This window comes from Flavobacterium soli DSM 19725 (assembly GCF_000422705.1).
Lineage (GTDB): Bacteria > Bacteroidota > Bacteroidia > Flavobacteriales > Flavobacteriaceae > Flavobacterium > Flavobacterium soli.
Genome location: NZ_AUGO01000006.1, coordinates 169154 through 188215 on the forward strand (window position 1 = coordinate 169154; position 19062 = coordinate 188215).

Sequence of the window (19062 nt, forward strand, 5' to 3'; positions counted from 1 at the left end):
CTTAAAAATTGTTTTGTTCATTGTTTAAAAAATCATCAAGAGAACTCAAATCAGTGATGTTTACGGCTCTTGCTTTACTTCCTTCAAACGCTCCAACAATTCCGGCAGCTTCCAATTGATCAATCAATCTTCCCGCCCGGTTGTAACCTAATTTTAGCTTTCGCTGAAGCAAAGAAGCCGAACCTTGCTGAGCTGTAACAATAATTTCTGCAGCTTCCCTGAACAAAGTATCTCTTTCGGAAATATCCATATCAAGTTTGATGCCACTTTCATCACCACCAATAAATTCTGGCAATAAATAAGCACTTGGATAGGCTTTTTGAGCTCCAATGAATTCCGTGATTTTTTCAACTTCGGGTGTGTCAACAAAAGCACACTGAACACGAACGATGTCGTTTCCGTTGGTGTACAATAAATCTCCACGACCAATTAGTTGGTCTGCTCCAGAGGTATCTAAGATAGTTCTTGAGTCGATTTTAGAGGTAACTCTAAAGGCAATTCTTGCAGGGAAATTCGCCTTGATCATACCGGTAATAACGTTTACCGAAGGTCTCTGGGTTGCAATAATCAAATGAATTCCAATCGCTCGAGCTAATTGTGCAAGTCGGGCAATTGGTGTTTCCACCTCTTTTCCAGCGGTCATAATCAAATCGGCAAACTCATCTACAACTAATACAATATAAGGTAGGAAACGATGTCCGTTTTCAGGATTTAATTTTCTCGATTTAAATTTTTCATTGTATTCCTTGATGTTTCGAACCATTGCATCTTTCAATAAAGAATAACGGTCGTCCATCTCAATACAAAGTGAATTTAAAGTGTTGATTACCTTGTTGTTATCAGTTATAATTGCTTCGTCTGTATCTGGGAGTTTTGCTAAATAATGACGCTCAATTTTATTGAAAAGTGTAAGTTCAACCTTTTTAGGATCAACCAATACAAATTTCACTTCAGCTGGATGTTTTTTATACAAAAGAGAAGTTAGAACGGCATTCAAACCAACTGATTTTCCTTGTCCTGTAGCTCCAGCCATCAAAAGGTGAGGCATTTTGGCCAAATCGACAACGAAAGTTTCATTCGAAATGGTTTTTCCTAAAGCAATAGGAAGTTCCATTTCTGCTTCCTGAAATTTTGCCGAACCAATTACACTTTTCATTGAAACCATAGTAGGATTCTTGTTTGGAACCTCAATACCAATTGTTCCTTTTCCAGGAATTGGAGCAATGATACGAATTCCTAAAGCCGAAAGTGACAAGGCAATATCATCTTCCAAACTTTTAATTTTTGAAATTCTGATTCCTGCTTCTGGAACAATTTCATATAAGGTTACTGATGGTCCAACGGTTGCTTTGATTTGAGCAATTTCAATCTTATAATTTCGAAGTGTCTCTACTATCTTATTTTTGTTTTCTTCTAATTCTTCTTGGTTGATGGTAATTCCGCCTGTTGTATATTCTTTTAATAGATCCAAAGTTGGGAATTTAAAGTTTGAAAGTTCCAAAGTAGGATCAAATAAACCAAAATCCGCCACTAATCGAGAAGCAAGATTTTCTTCGATAATGTCTTCTTCAGCCACTTTTTCAACAATAAATTCTTCTTCAATGTGTTGAACAGGTGGAACAATTTCTATAAAGGATGGCTTTATTGTAGGCTCCAAAATCAATTCGGATGAACTGCTTATAGTGGGTTTTAAATCTTCTTTATTGATTTCGAATTGAGAAGCGGGCTTGATTACGATTTTTTCTAATTCCAAATCTTCTTCCTCTTCTTCTAAAATTGGTTCGAATTTCTCAGGTTCATCTTCCACGGCAAATTCTTCAAGATTATAAGAAGTTTGTGTTGCAGGAGTCTTGATAGAATCTAAGTCTTCAGCTAAATCCTTTTTTGTTTTTTCAAATAAAGCCTTGATTGAATCTGGAGATATTTTTATCTTGAAAATTAAATAGATAATCAGACCGAAGATTAAAATTAAAAGTGTCCCTGTTTTTCCGATGTAGTCTTGCAAAAACAGATTCATTTCATAGCCAATAATTCCGCCAAGCTCAGGTAGGAAATGAGCAAAGAATCCAAATATAACCGAAATGATTACCATGGCAAACAAATCCCAAAACCAAGTATTCTTTAATTTTTTTACGGATAAATCCAAAACCAAATAAGCTCCGGTCAAGAAGAATAATCGAACAAAAAGAAAAGCTCCAACTCCAAAACCTTTATAGACAAAAAAGTCTGCCAAGTAAGCTCCAAATTTTCCTAACCAGTTTTGAACCTCTGCATTTCTATCGCCCAATTCACGAACAGCACTTTGATCGTATTGTCCATAAAGATAGAATGAAATAAACGCCAACAGCAGCGAAATGGAAAGGAGTACAAGCAAACTACCGAATACAACTTTATGTTGTCGGGTAATTTTAAATGATTTTTTTGGTTGAGAATCCGCTTCGTTTTTCTTTGTAGCGGTTTCTTTTTTAATCGTTTTTGCCATTCAGATAGTTGCTAATTGGAGTAAAAATAAATAAAATTAAAAGATAAATGGTCTTTTAGAGGCTCATAATTATAGGAACATAAATAATGCAACCAATTGCCAATGCCGAAACAGCTGCAAAAAATACAGCTCCAGCTGCAATATCTTTTATAAAGCCTATTCTGCTATGAAAATCGGGGTGAATAAAATCAGCTATTTTCTCGACAGCAGTATTTAAACCTTCGATACTAAGCACTAAGCCAATTGCCAATGTCTGAAAAAGCCATTCGGTTGTAGTGATTTCAAAATAAAATCCGGCTATTGTAATCAAAACCCCGAGTGAAAACTGAACCATAATACTATGTTCAGTCGTCACTAATTTATAGGCACCAAGTATGGCGAACTTAAAACTTTTTAATCTTCCGGTTACAAAAGAGTGGTCGTTTTTCATTTAAGATAAAAAGAAGAAATTAAAGTGCTGCCAAAGCCGCTTCGTAGTTTGGTTCGTCAGCAATTTCAGGAACTTGTTCGGTATATTTTACCGTTCCGTTTTCATCAATCACGATAACAACTCTTGAATGCAATCCAGCTAATGGTCCTTCAGTCATTTCCAAACCAAAGTCTTTTCCAAAACTTCCATCTTTAAAATCAGATAGATTAACCACATTTTCTAAACCTTCGGCACCACAAAAACGTTTTTGAGCAAAAGGCAAATCTCTTGAAATGCACAATACTTTAGTATTTTCCAATTGGCTTGCTTTCTCGTTGAATTTTCTAACAGAAGCTGCACAAGTTCCAGTATCAACACTTGGAAAAATATTCAAGACTAACTTGCTTCCTGCAAAATCTGCTAATGAAACTACAGATAAGTCGTTTTTTACTAGTTTAAAATCAGTTGCTTTTGAACCTGTTTTTGGTAATTCACCAGATGTGTGTATTGGATTTCCTCCTAAAGTTATTGTTGCCATTTTATTTGAATTTTATTAGAGGTCAAAAGTATGAAAATTATCTTGGGAATAAAAATAAATAACCCTAAACACCGATTGTCATTGGAGAATTTATACCATAAAAAAACGCCCTCTAAATAGAGAGCGTTTTGAATATTTTGGAACAAAATTATTTATCGATTGAACCTAGAACCCTTTTCATAAAAGCATTCAGTGCTTCTTTTTTGTCGGTTCCTTCCTTGACCATTTTATCAACTTCCAAGGCACCATGCATATTAGAAATCAATTCTCCAATAACATCCAGTTCTTCGTCTTTCAAGGAAGGAACTTCGGTTAAAGCTTCAAGAACTTCTATTGCTTCGATAATATAATCCTGATCGTTTTCCTCAATAAATTGAGTAAGATGCTTGATAACTGGGAGTTTCATTTTGAGATGTTTTAGAGTATTTCTACAAGCAATTCTGATAAAACTTCGGCTTTGTTGGTTTGGGTTTCATTTACCAATATTCCATCCACGAAAGTGGCAAAAGTTGGAAGATTGGAAACATTCGCCAATTTTCTCGATTCTGGAGATTTTTCAGCATCAACCAAAACAAAAGTCACGTCTTCGTTTTCCGAAGCCAATTTCTTGAATTTCGGTTTCATGATACGGCAATTGCCACACCAAGAAGCAGAATATTGCACCACAACTTTTTTAGTTTTGGCAACTAAATCTTGTAAAGTATCTTCGTTTAATTCGATTAACATAGTGATTTTTTTGTAAAAAATAAATTCCAAATAAAAATATCCAAATTACAAATCTTTAGGCTTCCGGATTTTTTTTTTGAAAATTTTAAAATTGATTTTTGGGTTTTATTTGGAATTTATAATTTGTGATTTGAAATTTTTAGTTTTGAGACAAATAAGCAGCAGTACTAATTCTATCAGCACTCATCGCTTGTTTTCCTTCTTCCCAGTTTGCAGGACAAACTTCACCTTTTTCTTGAACGTGAGTATAAGCGTCAACTAATCTCAAATATTCGTTAACATTTCTACCTAATGGCATGTCATTAACACTTTCGTGGAAAATTTTACCAGTTTCGTCAATTAAGTAAGTCGCTCTGTAGGTTACGTTTGAACCTTCGATGATTACTGAATCAGTTTCTTCGCTGTAGCTTGTAGATTCGATATCAAGAATTCCTAGGATGTTAGCCAAATTACGGTTAGTATCAGCCAAAAGTGGATAAGTAACTCCTTCAATTCCACCGTTATCTTTTGCTGTATTCAACCAAGCAAAGTGCACTTCGTTAGTGTCGCAAGAAGCTCCAATCACAATTGTGTTTCTTTTGTTGAATTCTGGTAAAGCAGCTTGAAAGGCGTGTAATTCAGTTGGACAAACGAAAGTGAAATCTTTTGGATACCAAAACAATAGTACTTTTTTGTTATTGTTTACTGCTTCTTCAAAGATGTTAATTTTTAAATTATCACCCATTTCTGAGATGGCGTCAACTGCAATACTTGGAAATTTTTTACCTACTAAAGACATAATTATAATTTTTAATGTGTTATTTTTTTCTGGTGCAAAAGTATCGATATATTACATCGTTTTGACGAGAAAGTAATGGTTAATTTTTATGCTGATATAGAGAATCACTATGATGCTTTTTTTAACTTTGATAGGTTATAAAAACAAAAACCATCCTTAATTAAAGATGGTTTTTGAGAATTATTTAAAGTTAATTATTTAGTTTTTAAGGTCAAAACGATCCAAGTTCATGACTTTTGTCCAAACTTTTACAAAATCCTGAGCAAATTTTTCATTATTGTCGTCTTGTGCATAAACTTCTGCATAAGCTCTTAAGATTGAATTGGAACCAAAAACTAAATCTACTCTTGTGGCAGTCCATTTTGTAGCACCCGTTTTCTTATCAACAATATGATAGAGATTATTTTCGATTGGTTTCCAACTGTAACTCATGTCTGTTAGATTTACAAAGAAATCATTACTCAAAACACCTTCATTATGTGTGAAAACACCATGTTTGGTTCCGCCATAATTGGTTCCTAAAACTCGCATTCCGCCAAGAAGAACGGTCATTTCTGGAGCTGTAAGTCCTAAAAGATTCACTTTGTCCAGCATTAATTCCTCTAAACTAACGGCATATTCTTTTTTGGAGAAATTTCTAAAGGCGTCATGAGTTGGTTCTAAATCTTCAAAAGATTCAGCATCAGTCATTTCTTGGGTTGCATCGCCTCTTCCAGCATGAAACGGAACTTTGATATCAAAACCGCCTTCTTGAGCTGCTTTTTCGATTGCTGCACTTCCTCCAAGGACGATCAAGTCAGCTATGCTTACTTTCTTGGCTAAGCCAGATTGAATTTCCGTAAGTTTTTGCAATACACGTTGCAATCTTTCAGGCTCGTTTCCAACCCAGTCTTTTTGAGGAGCCAATCGAATTCGAGATCCATTGGCACCACCTCTAAAATCAGATCCTCTAAAAGTTCGGGCACTGTCCCAGGCGGTGTTTATTAATTCTGTTCTTGTCAAGCCGCTGTTTAGCAATTTTTCTTTTAATGCTTCGATTTCTGATTCCGATAAAATATAATCTACTGTTGGAATAGGATCTTGCCAAATTAAATCTTCGGAAGGAACATCTGGTCCTAAATATCTGTTTTTCGGACCTAAATCACGATGTGTCAATTTGAACCAAGCTCTTGCAAATACTTCTGAAAAATAGGCTTGATCATTACTAAAACGCTCTGAAATTTCTCTATAAATTGGATCCATTTTCATAGCCATATCAGCATCGGTCATGATAGGATTATTTCTTTTTGTTGGATCATGGGCATCAATTGGCTTGTCTTCTTCCTTAATATTAATTGGTTCCCATTGCCAAGCTCCGGCCGGACTTTTCTTTAATTCCCAATCATACGTAAACAATAAATGAAAATATTCATTGTCCCAACGCGTCGGATTTGTGGTCCATGAACCTTCCAAACCACTAGTAACGGTGTTTCCGCCATTTCCATTGGAATTGATCCAACCAAAACCTTGATCGTGAAGTTCTCCAGCTTCAGGCTCTTTTCCTAATGTTGAAGCGTCACCGTTTCCGTGAGCTTTTCCAACGGTGTGTCCGCCAGCCGTCAAAGCTACAGTTTCTTCATCGTTCATGGCCATACGTTTAAACGTTGTTCGGATATCGATTGCCGTTCTCAAAGGGTCAGGATTTCCATCAACTCCTTCTGGATTTACATAAATCAATCCCATTTGAACAGCAGCCAAAGGATTGTCTAAGGATTCGCGGTTTTCATCACTTGCATATCGGTTTCTAGTTTCAGCCAGCCATTCCTTTTCAGAACCCCAATAAATTTCTTTTTCTGGGTGCCAAATATCTTCTCGGCCTCCGGCAAATCCATATATTTTTAATCCCATCGATTCATAAGCCATTGTTCCTGCCAAAATGATCAAATCTGCCCATGAAATTTTATTTCCATATTTTTTCTTGATAGGCCATAACAATCTTCGGGCTTTATCCAAATTTCCATTATCTGGCCAACTGTTTAAAGGTGCAAAACGAAGGTTTCCAGTTCCACCACCACCACGACCATCTGAAACCCTATAAGTTCCAGCAGAGTGCCAAGCCATTCGAATCATCAAGCCACCATAATGTCCCCAATCTGCAGGCCACCATTCTTGCGAATCAGTCATGAAATTTTTCAGATCCGTTTTTAGGGCTTCCAAATCTAATTTTTTGAATTCTTCGGCATAATTAAAGTCGTTTCCAAGCGGATTTGTTTTCGTGTCATGCTGATTTAGGATGTCTAATTTTAATGATTTAGGCCACCAATCCTGGTTACTGGTTGCCGGTTTTGCTAAATCTTCTTTTTGATGAAAAGGACATTTGCCGATGTTTTCGAAGTTTTCCATAAATGTTGTTTTTGTAGTTAAAATATTTTTGGATTTATAATTATTTGAAAGTTTGTTAAAAGATAATTAATTGATTTGCTTTTAATTTTAACAAATTTAATAATAAATAAAAAACAAACTATAGATGATTAATGTTTAATTGTTATTTGTTGATAGATTTTGGTTATAGTGTGTAAATTTTACAAGTCAGTAGAAGTAAATAATATTATCCTATATTTGTTTTTCAAAAACACTAAAAAGTAAGTTATAGCTATGAGTTTTTCCAATTTATTCAGAAAAAAATCAACCAATGTAATAATCCAAGAAGGAGGAGATGGTGAACATTCAGGCCTAAATAAAGTATTGACAGTAAAAGATTTAACCTTTTTTGGAATAGCAGCAATTATTGGTGGAGGAACTTTTAGTGCTATTGGGAATGCTTGCTTTTCTGGAGGTCCAGCAGTAGTGTTGTTGTATGTAATGTGTGCCATTGCATGCGGATTCACAGCCATGTGCTATGCCGAATTTGCTTCACGTGTGCCCGTTTCTGGTAGTGCTTATACGTATGCTTATGTTTCTTTCGGAGAATTATTTGCTTGGATAATAGGCTGGGCATTGATCATGGAATATTCAATAGGAAATATTTATATCGCTTTTTCATGGAGTGGATATTTTACTAATTTATTGGAAACATTTCACATTCATTTACCCGAATGGTTGACTATAAATTACAAATCAGCTCATGCCGCTTTTATTGCTAATAAAGGAACAGAAGGTTTGGCGGCTTGGAGCAATGCTCCAGTAATTGGCGGATTGCGAATCATTTTCGATTTGCCTGCAGTTGTCATTAATGTACTAATTACCTATTTAGTATATAGAGGAGCGAAAGAATCCAAGAATTTCAGTAATGCAATGGTTTATATTAAGTTAGCTATTATTGCATTGGTGATTGTTGTAGGTGCCTTTTATGTCGATATTGACAATTGGACCCCTTTTATGCCTAACGGATTCAGTGGCGTAATGGCTGGAGTTTCTGCTGTTTTCTTCGCTTATATTGGTTTTGATGCCGTTTCAACTTTGGCAGAAGAAAGTAAAAATCCGCAACGTGATTTACCAAAAGGAATGATTTATTCACTTGTTATTTGCACAATTGTTTTTGTTGTTTTGGCATTGGTAATCACTGGAATGGTTTCTTACGAATTACTTGGTGTAAGCGATCCACTAGCAGAAATTTTCGCATTAAAAGGTGTCAAATGGATGCTATTCATAGTATCAATTGCCGCTGTTGTTGCCATGACAAGTGTGTTATTAGTTTTCCAAATGGGACAGCCTAGAATTTGGATGACCATGAGCCGCGATGGATTGATGCCAAAGAAATTTTCAGAGATTCATCCAAAGTATAAAACACCTAGTTTTGCTACCATCGTGACCGGTTTAGTGGTTGGAATTCCTATATTTTTCACCGATGAGAATTTTGTATTAGACTTTACAAGTATCGGGACTTTATTTGCTTTTGTTTTGGTTTGTGGAGGTGTACTAATGCTTTCTCCACAAAGTGAAACCGAATTGGCAGAAAGAGCAACAAAAGGAAAATTCAGAATTCCGTATGTAAATTCCAAGTATATTTTTCCGGCAATAATGATTGTGGCTGTTGCATTAATCATAAACTATGTTCCAACATTTTTTACCGATATTCTTGATTTTTCAGAAGGCAAAATGGCTACAAATCTCCCAATGTTAGTATTCCTATTAGTTTGCGTAGTCATGACCTTTTTATCGTTCCTTAAAAATCTTTCATTGATTCCATTATTAGGATTGGTTTCTTGTTGTTATCTTTTAACAGGAATGGCAGTTTCCAACTGGATGTGGTTTGGCGTTTGGTTAGTTATTGGTTTGATATTCTACTTTATATATGGTTACAAAAAAAGCAAGTTAAATCTTCAAAACATTTAAAATTATATCCCGGTACTTCCGGGATTTTTTTATTATACAATATAAAGCTTAAAATCATGTTAACCCTTTCCGTTACTGTTGTTTTTTGCGTATATTTAAATAAAAAACAATTTATGAAAAACCTTAAGTTATATTTAATACTCTTTGCAGGATCACTTTTGATGACCGTTTCCTGCAAAAAGAAAGAAGAAAAATCTGCTGTAGTAGAAAAGGAAGACCTCGTAAAATTCGATAGTACACAAATCGCTTCTTTCTTTGTTAAATATCCTGAATTCAAGTCATTTGAATCCGAAATAAAAGAAGTCTATAAAAAAAGAAACTACCATTATGTGTGGTATGATAAAGACGGAAGAATTGATTTTGCCGAAGTTTTATACAACAGAATCAATCAAATCAAATCGGATGGTGTTCAAGCTTCCATTCCTTATAAAAAACAAATCGACGAACTTTTCGACCAAAGGGAAAGCAAAAAGGCAGGTCCAGAAAGTGATTTTTTGGTAAGTTCCATGTATTTTTTCTATACCAAAAATGTATTGGAAGGTTTAGACCCTGAAAAAAGTAAACAAACCGGTTGGTATTTGCCTCGCGAAAATGTTTCCTATGTCGATTATTTAGACTCGCTTTTAAAAGATCCTTACTTAATAAAAAAAGATAAAGGTGAATTAATTGGTCAATATTACAACCTCAAAAAAGCTTTGCAGAAATTCCGTGAAATCCAAAAAGCGGGAAGTTGGTCAAAAATTGAATTGCCCGAAGGTGTGAAATCTTTAAAACCTGGCGATTCTTCAACTGCAATTACCCAAATTAGAAAGAAATTATTCTTAATTGGAGATTTGAAAAAAGATTCTGGAAAACCTATTTTCGATGATGATTTAAAAGAAGCTCTAACCCAATATGAAAGCCGCCACCATCGTAAATTCGATAATAAAATTGGACCTGCAATCGTAAAAAATCTCAATGTGCCAATCGAAGAAAGAATCAAAACAATCATTGTAAATATGGAAAGATGCCGATGGATCAATCCCGAAACAATGAATGCAAAGGAACTCGTTGCCGTGAACATTCCTTCTTACAGAATGCAATATTTCCGTGATGGAAAACGTGTTCTGGAATCCAATGTCGTGGTAGGGAAGGAGCTGAATCAAACCGTAATTTTTAGTGGAGAAATGAGCTATATCGTGTTTAGTCCTTATTGGAATATTCCACCAAGCATCATCAAAAATGAAATCAAACCAGGAATGGATGCCGATAGCGATTATCTTGCCAAGCACAATATGGAATGGAACAACGGAAACGTCCGTCAAAAACCAGGACCAAATAACTCACTCGGTTTAGTGAAATTTATGTTTCCAAATTCAAATAATATCTACCTTCACGATACGCCAGCAAAGAGTTTATTTGGCAGAGATGCTAGAGCTTTGAGCCACGGTTGTGTTCGTGTAGAAAAAGCAAAAGAATTGGCCAATGCTATTTTGGATGGCGATAAAAAATGGAACGCAAAAAAAATTGATGAAGCTATGAATGCAGGAACCGAAAAAGCATACACCTTGAACCATAAAATCCCTGTGTATATCGCTTATTTTACAGCTTGGGCTGATGCAAACGGTAACGTTAGTTTCTATGAAGATATCTATAAAAAAGATGATAAATTGGCTCATTTATTATATACCGAAGCCAAATAATTCAGAATTTAAAACACGAATTCCACTAATTTACACGAAATGATTTGTGCAAATTAGTGGAATTCGTGTTGATAAGAATCTGTGAAAATCTGTGCAATCTGTGTTTAAACTTCTTCCGTTTTCAAAACACCCAATTCCACCATACAAGCTTCCATCATGTCAAAAGTTCTCTGGATGTCATTATCAAGTCCTATTGAAAAGCGAATCAAGCCATCGGTCAAGCCCATTTCTTTTTGCTCGTCAAGCGGGATCTCGCTTGATGTAGAAGTTCCTGGAGCACTAAAAAGCGTTTTATAAAAACCTAAACTTACCGCCAAGTATCCTAGATTTCGTTGTTGCATCAACTCCATCAATTCGTTCGCCTTTTCCAAACTTCCTACGTCAACCGTCATCATCCCGCCAAAACCATATTCAGGATTAATCATGCTTTTATACAACTCGTGGCTCGGATGACTTTTCAAACCAGGATAAACCGTTTTCAAACCAGCCTGTTCAAATTTCTCCGCCAAAAATTGTGCATTATGACTGTGCTGTTTCATTCGGATGTGCAATGTTCTCAAGTTTTTCATCACACTTGCCGAACGTAAACTGTCCATCGTTGGCCCCAAAAGCATACTCGCTCCGTTGTTCACATTCTTCAAATCGTTGATAAATTCCTGTGAAGCACAAACCACACCACCAACCGTATCGCTACTTCCGTTGATGTATTTCGTCAAACTATGAATCACGATATCAGCTCCCAATTTCGCTGGAGCTACAGATAATGGCGAAAACGTATTATCTACCACCAATTTAATATTATGTTTCTTTGCAATCTTCGCCAAACCAGCAATATCGGCCACTTCAAGTAAAGGATTACTCACGGTTTCGCAATACAAAACTTTAGTATTTGGCGTAATCGAAGCTTCCACAACATCCAATTTTGTGATGTCTACAAAAGTGGTCTTGATACCAAATTTAGGAGTAAAATTCTTCAAAAAAGCATACGTTCCGCCATAAATGGTTCTGCTCGAAACAATATGATCGCCACTTCCACACAATTGCAAAAGCGTTGGTGTAATCGCACCCATTCCAGAAGCCGAAACATTCGCAGATTCCGTTCCTTCCATTGCTGCTAAAGCCTTGTCCAAATACAAATTACTAGGCGAGGAGTGACGCGAATACAAATAACAGCCTTCTGCATTTCCTTCAAAAGTGTCAAACATCGTCTTTGCCGACAAGAATGTATAAGTTGACGAATCAGAAATCGATGGATTCACACCACCAAATTCTCCAAAATACTGCAAATCCTGAATGTTATCAGCCGGATTAAAATTTTTCATATGGATATTTTTAAAATTATTATTGCTTTTTGAAATTGCTATTGTCTTTTTTTAGAAGCAAATCGGTCGGGTATTTCAGCAATCCATGTTCCCGCCTTCCTTCCAAATCTTTTTGTTTTTAAAGGAAAAACAAAAAGGATTTTCCCTCAAGTCGGGGCTATTGGACAATCCATTTACCCTTTGGAATCTTTTTCAAAACAACAAACAAATAGATAGATAATCAACCTAAAACACTATATTTAGAATATAAAACTATAATTGAGTATATTTTTAGTTATTTTTACATAAAAACTAAAATATTTCCATTTAAACCGAAAATATATCCAAATGACCTTAGATGCCACCGATAAAAAACTGCTCCAATTCCTTCAAGAAGATTCCAAGCAAACCACAAAAGAGCTTTCTTTAAAGCTAAACCTTTCCGTTACGGCCGTTTACGAACGAATCAAGAAGCTCGAACGCGAAGGAATCATCGATAAATATGTAGTACTTTTAAATCGAAATAAAATCCAAAAAGGTTTCGTCGTTTTCTGCCATCTCAAATTAATGCAGCACACCAAGGAATTCATTTCGCAATTCGAAAAAGAAGTCGTCCAGCTAACTGAAGTCCTCGAATGCTTCCACGTCAGCGGTGATTACGATTATATCCTGAAAATCTGTGTAGAAAATATGGAAGAATACCGGGAATTTATGGTTACCAAACTCACGACTTTGCAACACATTGGTAGTACACATAGCACTTTTATGATTGGTGAAGTCAAAAACACAACAGGTTTTTCATTACAATAAATCATTATAAAACTTTAAACACAAACCTCTCTTAAACAAAAAAACTTCCGTAATTTTGTACTGCAAAAATTTAAACACACAAAACAATATAATATGAGTTCATTTGACGTAGTCGTTATCGGTTCAGGACCAGGTGGATATGTAGCAGCAATTCGTTGTGCACAATTAGGTTTCAATACCGCAATCATAGAAAAATATTCAACCCTTGGCGGAACTTGCCTTAATGTGGGTTGTATTCCATCAAAAGCTTTACTAGATTCTTCACACCATTATCACGATGCCATTTCGCATTTCAAGGAACACGGAATCGAAATCACAGGCGAAATCAAATTCAGCATCGAGCAAATGATTGCCAGAAAAGCTTCGGTTGTAGACCAAAACGTTTCGGGTATCAAATATTTGATGGACAAAAATAAAATCACCGTTTTTGAAGGTGTTGGTTCTTTCGAAGATGCTACTCACGTAAAAGTCACAAAAGCCGACGGTTCTTCTGAAACTTTGGAAGCAAAAAACACCATTATTGCTACAGGTTCAAAACCATCTTCTTTGCCTTTCATCAAAATCGACAAAGAAAAAATTATCACTTCAACAGAAGCATTGAATCTAAAAGAAGTTCCAAAACACCTTATCGTTATTGGTGGTGGCGTTATCGGGCTTGAGTTAGGACAAGTCTATCTTCGTCTAGGTGCCCAAGTTTCAGTTGTAGAATATCTAGACAGAATCATTCCAGGAATGGATGCCGGTTTGTCTAAGGAATTGACAAAAGTCTTGAAGAAACAAGGAATGAAATTCTACACGTCTCACAAAGTGAAATCAGTAAAAAGAAACGGAAAAGATGTTCAAGTTCAGGCTGAAAATGTTAAAGGAGAAACCATTACGCTTGACGGAGATTATGCTTTAGTTTCTGTAGGTCGTCGTCCTTACACTGACGGTTTGAATGCTGATAAAGCAGGAGTAAAAGTTACTGAAAGAGGTCAAATCGAAGTAAACGATCATTTGCAAACTTCAGTTTCAAATATTTACGCAATCGGAGATGTTGTCAAAGGTGCAATGTTGGCCCACAAAGCCGAAGAAGAAGGTGTTTTTGTAGCCGAAACTATCGCCGGACAAAAGCCACATATCGACTATAACTTGATTCCAGGAGTTGTTTACACTTGGCCAGAAGTTGCTGCTGTTGGTAAAACCGAAGAGCAGTTGAAAGAAGCAGGAGTGGAGTACAAAGCCGGAAGCTTCCCTTTCAAAGCCTTGGGACGTTCCCGTGCAAGTGGCGATACAGACGGTTTCGTGAAAATCCTTGCCGATAAAAAGACAGACGAAGTTCTAGGAATCCACATGATTGGTGCCCGAACTGCCGATTTGATTGCCGAAGCCGTAACAGCAATGGAATTCAAAGCCTCAGCCGAAGATATTTCAAGAATGAGTCATGCACATCCAACCTATGCCGAAGCTGTAAAAGAAGCTGCACTTGCTGCAACTGAAAACAGACCAATTCACATGTAAGATTATTCTTTTTCAAAATACAAAAACCCGTTTCCAAAAGAAGCGGGTTTTTTATTTGGAGCGAATCAGAGGCATTTTAAAAATCCATGTTCCCGTTGGAGCCACTCGCTTTGCAACAGCTCTTACGGCAGTTGCAAGAGCTCAAATCCCGAAGCTTCGGGAGCACCATCGGGGCTAGATGGAATCTTTTCGCACTTTGGAACCATTTTCCTAGATTGCCTTAGAAACTTGTTTCTTCAAATATTTTTTATAAACGATAAAAGCAATAAATCCAAGCAAAATCAATGACCAAAGCTGTACAATAAAACCAATAATTGCTTCAAGAATATACCAACCTGTTTTCAATCCATCCACAATCTGAATCCCAATATGCGGTCGATAAGCACTGATATCTGCATTGTTCACCACCATTTCCTGTCTTGTAGTTTCAGGCTGATAAATATATAATGAAATCGTACTGAAATTAACCTTGTCATTTAAGGCAAGATTCTCCAGCTTTTTATTGTCGTTAATTTCTTTCTGATTATTCAAATTCTCTTCTGAAGGATTGATTTCTTTGAGCTTTCTGCCTTTTTCATCAATTGCTTTTTCCAATCGGTTTTCATAATTCTTGCTTCTATTCTGAGCCAATTGGTTGCTTAACATCTGCAACGAAACATCATCAGCCTTAATCACACGATAATCCAGAAAGTCAATTTGCTTGGCAATTGTTTTGATTACGGTATCCAATTGAGTGTTTGGAACCCGAATCGTAATATTGTTTTCCACTTTATATCGTGTCGTTTCCAAAGTACTATCCTGACTGATTTTGGTATCAAATTTTTCGGAGACATTACTTTGCAAATTGGTATAGATTACAAAGCCACCAAATTTTGTAGTGGCATTTTCAATCGCATAAGTGGATTGTGCCACATTTTTGACTTTAAATTTTGCATCAGCTGTGCGAACAAATTTTCGTTCGCTGTTTTTGTTTTCTACTGCAGCCGAAGATGAAGTAACATCAACTTCCTTAGCAGTTTCAGTCATTTCCATTGAAGCTTCTTCAGTTTCAGAGTAGTCTTTACACGAAAGTGCAACAGTAAAAAGGAGTAGGGCAATTCCAAGTTTTGGAACAGAAATCAATCCATTTCTTGAATCAATTTTTTTCAAAGCATTTTTCATAAAATTCATATTAAAGGGTTACTATTAATTTAATTACAGTTTTAAATAAGGAAAGTTGTAGTGTAATTTTCAATCAATAGCGTTATGAATTTTTAGATTATTTTAACATTTAAAACAATACTAAAAACTGTGCCAGAAATTTTCAGGAAATAAAAATAAAAAGAATTTAAAGGCTCAAGGCTTATATTCTTTAATCTTAAATTTTTTAGAATAAAATATTTTCCCTTTATCATCTATAATAATACCCTGAAGGTGTGGATTTTTTTTCAAAAGTTTCAATCCGGCTTTCTTGCCCAAAACCATAATTGCTGTCGAAAATCCGTTTGCAGTTTCAGCACTATCGGCAAAAACAGTAACACTTGAAACACCTGCCGAAGGATAGCCTGTTCGAGGATCAATAATATGGGAATAACGTTTGCCATTAAGCATGATATATTTTTCATAATTGCCAGACGTGACAACAGCCGTACCTGAAAGTTCAAATAGGGCAAACAAATCTTCATTTTCCATTGGGTTAGTAATGCCGATAATCCAGTCGCTTTCATCGGGCTGTTTTCCCCAAGTATTCAAATCACCCGATGCATTTATAATTCCAGCTTGAACACCTTTCGAGATCATTAATTCCTTGGTCTTATCGGCTGCATAGCCTTTTCCTGTTGCTCCAAAACCAATTTTCATCCCAGGGAATTTAAGGAAAATAGTAGAATCTTGATAGTTGACAATAATGTTTTTATAACCAATTTTTTTTACTGATTCCCGAACTTCATCAGCTGAAGGCACTTGTTTCATAGAACCATCAAACTTCCAAATTCTTTCTGCAGCAGCAAAACTAATATCGAAAGCACCATTTGTTAATTCAGAAAAATGAAGGGCTCTTTGGGTTAAATCTAGAAGTTCTTTGTCTACTTTTACAGGTTGTATACCTGCATTTTTATTTATTTTAGAAACCTGACTTTCTGGAATCCAATCCGAAATTAGGTTTTCTATTCTTGTAATTTCAATGATTGAGGAATCAATATAAGCTGATGCTGTAGTCTCATCTTTTGCAACAATTGTAATATCAAATCGAGATCCCATCAAAGTAACCGCCCTACTTTTGGCAACTTGTGATTGCACTTCAATTATTTTAAAAAGTAGAAATAAGAAGAATATATTTTTTTTCATGATAGTAGATTGCTGCAAAAATAGAGTTTTATTTTCAGTTCAATTTTAAAAACAAATAAGCATCCAATAAAACCCATTAGGATAAGTTTAACGTAGATTAAATAAAAATAAGAGCGATATAATTGCCGATTAATTTTTAATTTAGAATCATTCTTATTAGTTTTGCCGTAAGAAATTTTTTAGATCCCTATTCGTACAATTTAGGTTTCCCAATCTTATAATCATTAAAAATGAAACAACTTTTTATCCTTGCAATTACTTTGTTGAGTTTTTCTGTTCATTCACAAGAAAACAGTTTATTAGACCGTTCGTTCTGGAAAAAAAGTCCAGATGTTGCAGCAGTTGAAGCCGAAATAAAAAAAGGAAATAATCCAGCAGAGCTAAACAGTAATGCTTTTGATCCTGTAGTTTTGGCTATAAACGAACAAGCTTCAAATGATGTCATCAAAATGTTATTGAATCAAAAGGGAAATGATGTCAATAAAAAAACGCATGACGGTCGGACCTACATTTTTTGGGCCTCTTATCGTGGAAATATTGAGATTGTAGAATTTTTACTTCAAAAAGGAGCTAAAACAAATGTATTTGATGACAAAGGATATTCTCCTTTAAATTTTGCTGCTTCATCTGGACAGGAAAATACTAAAATATATGACGTTCTGATTGAAAGCGGAATCGATCCTAAAAAAGATTTTGATAGTAAAGGAGCAAATGCATTGCTTTTGGTTGCTCCACATGACAAAGATTTTACCCTGATTAATTATTTTGTCAACAAAGGTTTGGATTTAAAAAGTACCGATAAAGAAGGAAATACGGCTTTCAATTATGCCGCAAGAGTTGGAAATATCGCGACTTTAAAAGCATTGGTAGAAAAAGGAGTGAAGTATAATGACAATGCTATCCTGATAGCAAGCCAAGGAGGAAGAGGAACTGCTACTAAACTAGAGGTGTATCAGTATCTTGAAAGTTTAAAATTGAAGCCAACTGTTATTGGAAAAAATGGGGAAACAGCTTTGCATAATGTTGCTCGAAAAGAAAAACAGAAAGAAGTTATCGAATATTTATTGTCCAAAGGATTGGATGTCAACAAAGAAGATAACGAAGGCAATACTCCATTTTTGAATGCAGCAGGCGGAAATCCAGAGGCAAACGTTATAGAAATGCTTTCGTCTAAAGTAAAAGACATCAACCATAAAAACAAAAAAGGGGTGACAGCTTTGGCCTTGGCTTTGAAAAGTAATTCGCCAGAAATTGTAAGATTGCTTTTAGAAAAAGGAGCCGATAGTAAAGTTTTGGATAACAATGGAGATAATCTAATTGTGTATCTGATGGATTCTTACAACCCTAGAAAGAGAGATGATTTTGAAACAAAAATAAAAATCTTGAGAGAAAAAGGGCTTGATTTTACAGCACCACAAAAAAATGGAACCACTGTTTATCATTTGGCTTTAGCCAAAAATGATTTGGAATTGCTACAACTTGTAGAAAGATTCAAAGCTGATGTGAATCAGAAAAACGGCGAGGGTATGACTCCTTTGCAACAAGCCGCTTTGACAGCAAAAGATGACGTAATTCTAAAATATCTTTTAGCACTTGGAGCCAAAAAAGAAACAGCAACTGAATTTGGAGAAACGGCCTATGATTTGGCTTCCGAAAACGAAATGTTGACCAAAAAGAAAGTATCAATCGATTTTTTAAAATAAGCCATGAATAACATCTTTAAAATTTGCCTTTTGTTGGCAATCACTTTGACTTCTTTCAACTCTTTTGCACAAAAAAAAGGAGTTACAAAATATAAATGTATGGTCCAAATGACCAATTATCCTGGAGAAGGAGCCTATATTGTGGTTTCGTTGATTGATCCGAAAGGAGCTTACGAGAAAACACTTTACATGATGGGACCGGACAAGCAATGGTATAAAGATTTGAAGGAATGGAACAAATTCCAAACTAAAAAACCAGTGAACATCAGTGCCATTTCTGGAGCATCTGTTGATGGTGGTGATAGAAGTATGACAGTTTTGGAAATTGAAAATTCAAAGATTAATGCAGGTTACAGCATCCGATTTGAATCGGCTGTTGAAAATCAAGAGTATCATGTAAAAGATCTTCAATTTGAACTTACTACTGAAAATCTAGCGAAAAAGAACGAAGGAACGGGTTATATTCGATATGTACGTTTGAACGCGAATTAAAA

The 19062-nt window shown here is 35.5% G+C and carries 17 protein-coding genes; 7 read left to right on the plus strand and 10 right to left on the minus strand.

From position 1 onward, the window contains the following. Position 1: 1 nt before the first annotated feature. The 7 genes from G508_RS0108115 to katG form a co-directional block, all read right to left on the minus strand. Positions 2-2482, minus strand: a complete 2481-nt coding sequence (locus tag G508_RS0108115) for a DNA translocase FtsK (protein ID WP_026704847.1) — start codon at positions 2480-2482, stop codon at positions 2-4. Positions 2483-2537: 55 nt separating this feature from the next. Next, positions 2538-2912 carry a diacylglycerol kinase family protein gene (locus G508_RS0108120; protein WP_026704848.1) on the minus strand — a complete coding sequence of 125 codons (375 nt, stop codon included), beginning with the start codon at positions 2910-2912 and terminating at the stop codon, positions 2538-2540. A 19-nt stretch (positions 2913-2931) separates the two neighbouring features. Continuing rightward, positions 2932-3429, minus strand: coding sequence for a thiol peroxidase (gene tpx, locus G508_RS0108125; protein WP_026704849.1), 498 nt, complete (start codon positions 3427-3429; stop codon positions 2932-2934). A gap of 148 nt (positions 3430-3577) precedes the next feature. Next, on the minus strand, positions 3578-3835 hold the full coding sequence (locus G508_RS0108130) for a DUF6952 family protein (RefSeq protein WP_026704850.1): 258 nt from the start codon (positions 3833-3835) through the stop codon (positions 3578-3580). 11 nt (positions 3836-3846) lie between these two features. Further along, entirely contained in the window at positions 3847-4155 is a 309-nt protein-coding gene (locus tag G508_RS0108135; RefSeq protein ID WP_026704851.1) for a thioredoxin family protein, read from the minus strand. 139 nt (positions 4156-4294) lie between these two features. Further along, positions 4295-4933 carry a peroxiredoxin gene (locus G508_RS0108140; RefSeq protein ID WP_026704852.1) on the minus strand — a complete coding sequence of 213 codons (639 nt, stop codon included), beginning with the start codon at positions 4931-4933 and terminating at the stop codon, positions 4295-4297. Between the two features lie 198 nt (positions 4934-5131). Next, a complete protein-coding gene (katG, locus tag G508_RS0108145; protein WP_026704853.1) occupies positions 5132-7315 on the minus strand; it encodes a catalase/peroxidase HPI in 2184 nt (727 codons plus the stop codon). 252 nt (positions 7316-7567) lie between these two features. Here katG and G508_RS0108150 point away from each other — a divergent pair, with 252 nt between their 5' ends. After that, complete coding sequence (locus tag G508_RS0108150; RefSeq protein ID WP_026704854.1) at positions 7568-9247, plus strand: amino acid permease; 1680 nt, start codon at positions 7568-7570, stop codon at positions 9245-9247. A gap of 113 nt (positions 9248-9360) precedes the next feature. Continuing rightward, complete coding sequence (locus G508_RS0108155) at positions 9361-10929, plus strand: L,D-transpeptidase family protein (RefSeq protein ID WP_026704855.1); 1569 nt, start codon at positions 9361-9363, stop codon at positions 10927-10929. Between the two features lie 104 nt (positions 10930-11033). Here the strand turns inward: G508_RS0108155 and G508_RS0108160 are convergent, their stop codons facing one another. Beyond that, entirely contained in the window at positions 11034-12251 is a 1218-nt protein-coding gene (locus tag G508_RS0108160) for an aminotransferase class I/II-fold pyridoxal phosphate-dependent enzyme (protein ID WP_026704856.1), read from the minus strand. A gap of 327 nt (positions 12252-12578) precedes the next feature. On the opposite strand from G508_RS0108160, the gene G508_RS0108170 reads away from it, so the two are divergent. From G508_RS0108170 to G508_RS20485, 3 genes are all read left to right on the plus strand, one after another. Further along, the gene (locus G508_RS0108170) at positions 12579-13040 is read left to right on the plus strand and encodes an Lrp/AsnC family transcriptional regulator (RefSeq protein WP_026704857.1); all 462 of its coding nucleotides are present in this window, start codon (positions 12579-12581) and stop codon (positions 13038-13040) included. 93 nt (positions 13041-13133) lie between these two features. Continuing rightward, positions 13134-14540, plus strand: a complete 1407-nt coding sequence (lpdA, locus tag G508_RS0108175) for a dihydrolipoyl dehydrogenase (protein WP_026704858.1) — start codon at positions 13134-13136, stop codon at positions 14538-14540. A gap of 55 nt (positions 14541-14595) precedes the next feature. Continuing rightward, entirely contained in the window at positions 14596-14718 is a 123-nt protein-coding gene (locus G508_RS20485) for a hypothetical protein (protein ID WP_281170215.1), read from the plus strand. A gap of 32 nt (positions 14719-14750) precedes the next feature. On the opposite strand, the gene G508_RS0108180 is transcribed toward G508_RS20485, so the two are convergent. After that, the gene (locus G508_RS0108180) at positions 14751-15701 is read right to left on the minus strand and encodes a DUF4349 domain-containing protein (protein ID WP_084625950.1); all 951 of its coding nucleotides are present in this window, start codon (positions 15699-15701) and stop codon (positions 14751-14753) included. Positions 15702-15875: 174 nt separating this feature from the next. Beyond that, positions 15876-16865, minus strand: a complete 990-nt coding sequence (locus tag G508_RS0108185; RefSeq protein WP_026704860.1) for an FAD:protein FMN transferase — start codon at positions 16863-16865, stop codon at positions 15876-15878. A gap of 230 nt (positions 16866-17095) precedes the next feature. Between G508_RS0108185 and G508_RS0108190 the strand changes: the two genes are divergently transcribed. Further along, positions 17096-18568 (plus strand): ankyrin repeat domain-containing protein, encoded by a 1473-nt coding sequence (locus G508_RS0108190; protein WP_026704861.1) that lies wholly within the window; start codon positions 17096-17098, stop codon positions 18566-18568. A 3-nt stretch (positions 18569-18571) separates the two neighbouring features. Then, positions 18572-19060 (plus strand): DUF2271 domain-containing protein, encoded by a 489-nt coding sequence (locus G508_RS0108195; RefSeq protein ID WP_026704862.1) that lies wholly within the window; start codon positions 18572-18574, stop codon positions 19058-19060. The last annotated feature ends 2 nt before the right edge of the window (positions 19061-19062 follow it).

What these genes read in the sequence shown, in the direction of transcription:
- G508_RS0108115 (WP_026704847.1), bottom strand. Translation starts at nt 2,482, where the DNA reads ATGGCAAAAACGATTAAAAAAGAAACCGCTACAAAGAAAAACGAAGCG.
- G508_RS0108120 (WP_026704848.1), bottom strand. Translation starts at nt 2,912, where the DNA reads ATGAAAAACGACCACTCTTTTGTAACCGGAAGATTAAAAAGTTTTAAG.
- tpx (WP_026704849.1), bottom strand. Translation starts at nt 3,429, where the DNA reads ATGGCAACAATAACTTTAGGAGGAAATCCAATACACACATCTGGTGAA.
- G508_RS0108130 (WP_026704850.1), bottom strand. Translation starts at nt 3,835, where the DNA reads ATGAAACTCCCAGTTATCAAGCATCTTACTCAATTTATTGAGGAAAAC.
- G508_RS0108135 (WP_026704851.1), bottom strand. Translation starts at nt 4,155, where the DNA reads ATGTTAATCGAATTAAACGAAGATACTTTACAAGATTTAGTTGCCAAA.
- G508_RS0108140 (WP_026704852.1), bottom strand. Translation starts at nt 4,933, where the DNA reads ATGTCTTTAGTAGGTAAAAAATTTCCAAGTATTGCAGTTGACGCCATC.
- katG (WP_026704853.1), bottom strand. Translation starts at nt 7,315, where the DNA reads ATGGAAAACTTCGAAAACATCGGCAAATGTCCTTTTCATCAAAAAGAA.
- G508_RS0108150 (WP_026704854.1), top strand. Translation starts at nt 7,568, where the DNA reads ATGAGTTTTTCCAATTTATTCAGAAAAAAATCAACCAATGTAATAATC.
- G508_RS0108155 (WP_026704855.1), top strand. Translation starts at nt 9,361, where the DNA reads ATGAAAAACCTTAAGTTATATTTAATACTCTTTGCAGGATCACTTTTG.
- G508_RS0108160 (WP_026704856.1), bottom strand. Translation starts at nt 12,251, where the DNA reads ATGAAAAATTTTAATCCGGCTGATAACATTCAGGATTTGCAGTATTTT.
- G508_RS0108170 (WP_026704857.1), top strand. Translation starts at nt 12,579, where the DNA reads ATGACCTTAGATGCCACCGATAAAAAACTGCTCCAATTCCTTCAAGAA.
- lpdA (WP_026704858.1), top strand. Translation starts at nt 13,134, where the DNA reads ATGAGTTCATTTGACGTAGTCGTTATCGGTTCAGGACCAGGTGGATAT.
- G508_RS0108180 (WP_084625950.1), bottom strand. Translation starts at nt 15,701, where the DNA reads ATGAAAAATGCTTTGAAAAAAATTGATTCAAGAAATGGATTGATTTCT.
- G508_RS0108185 (WP_026704860.1), bottom strand. Translation starts at nt 16,865, where the DNA reads ATGAAAAAAAATATATTCTTCTTATTTCTACTTTTTAAAATAATTGAA.
- G508_RS0108190 (WP_026704861.1), top strand. Translation starts at nt 17,096, where the DNA reads ATGAAACAACTTTTTATCCTTGCAATTACTTTGTTGAGTTTTTCTGTT.
- G508_RS0108195 (WP_026704862.1), top strand. Translation starts at nt 18,572, where the DNA reads ATGAATAACATCTTTAAAATTTGCCTTTTGTTGGCAATCACTTTGACT.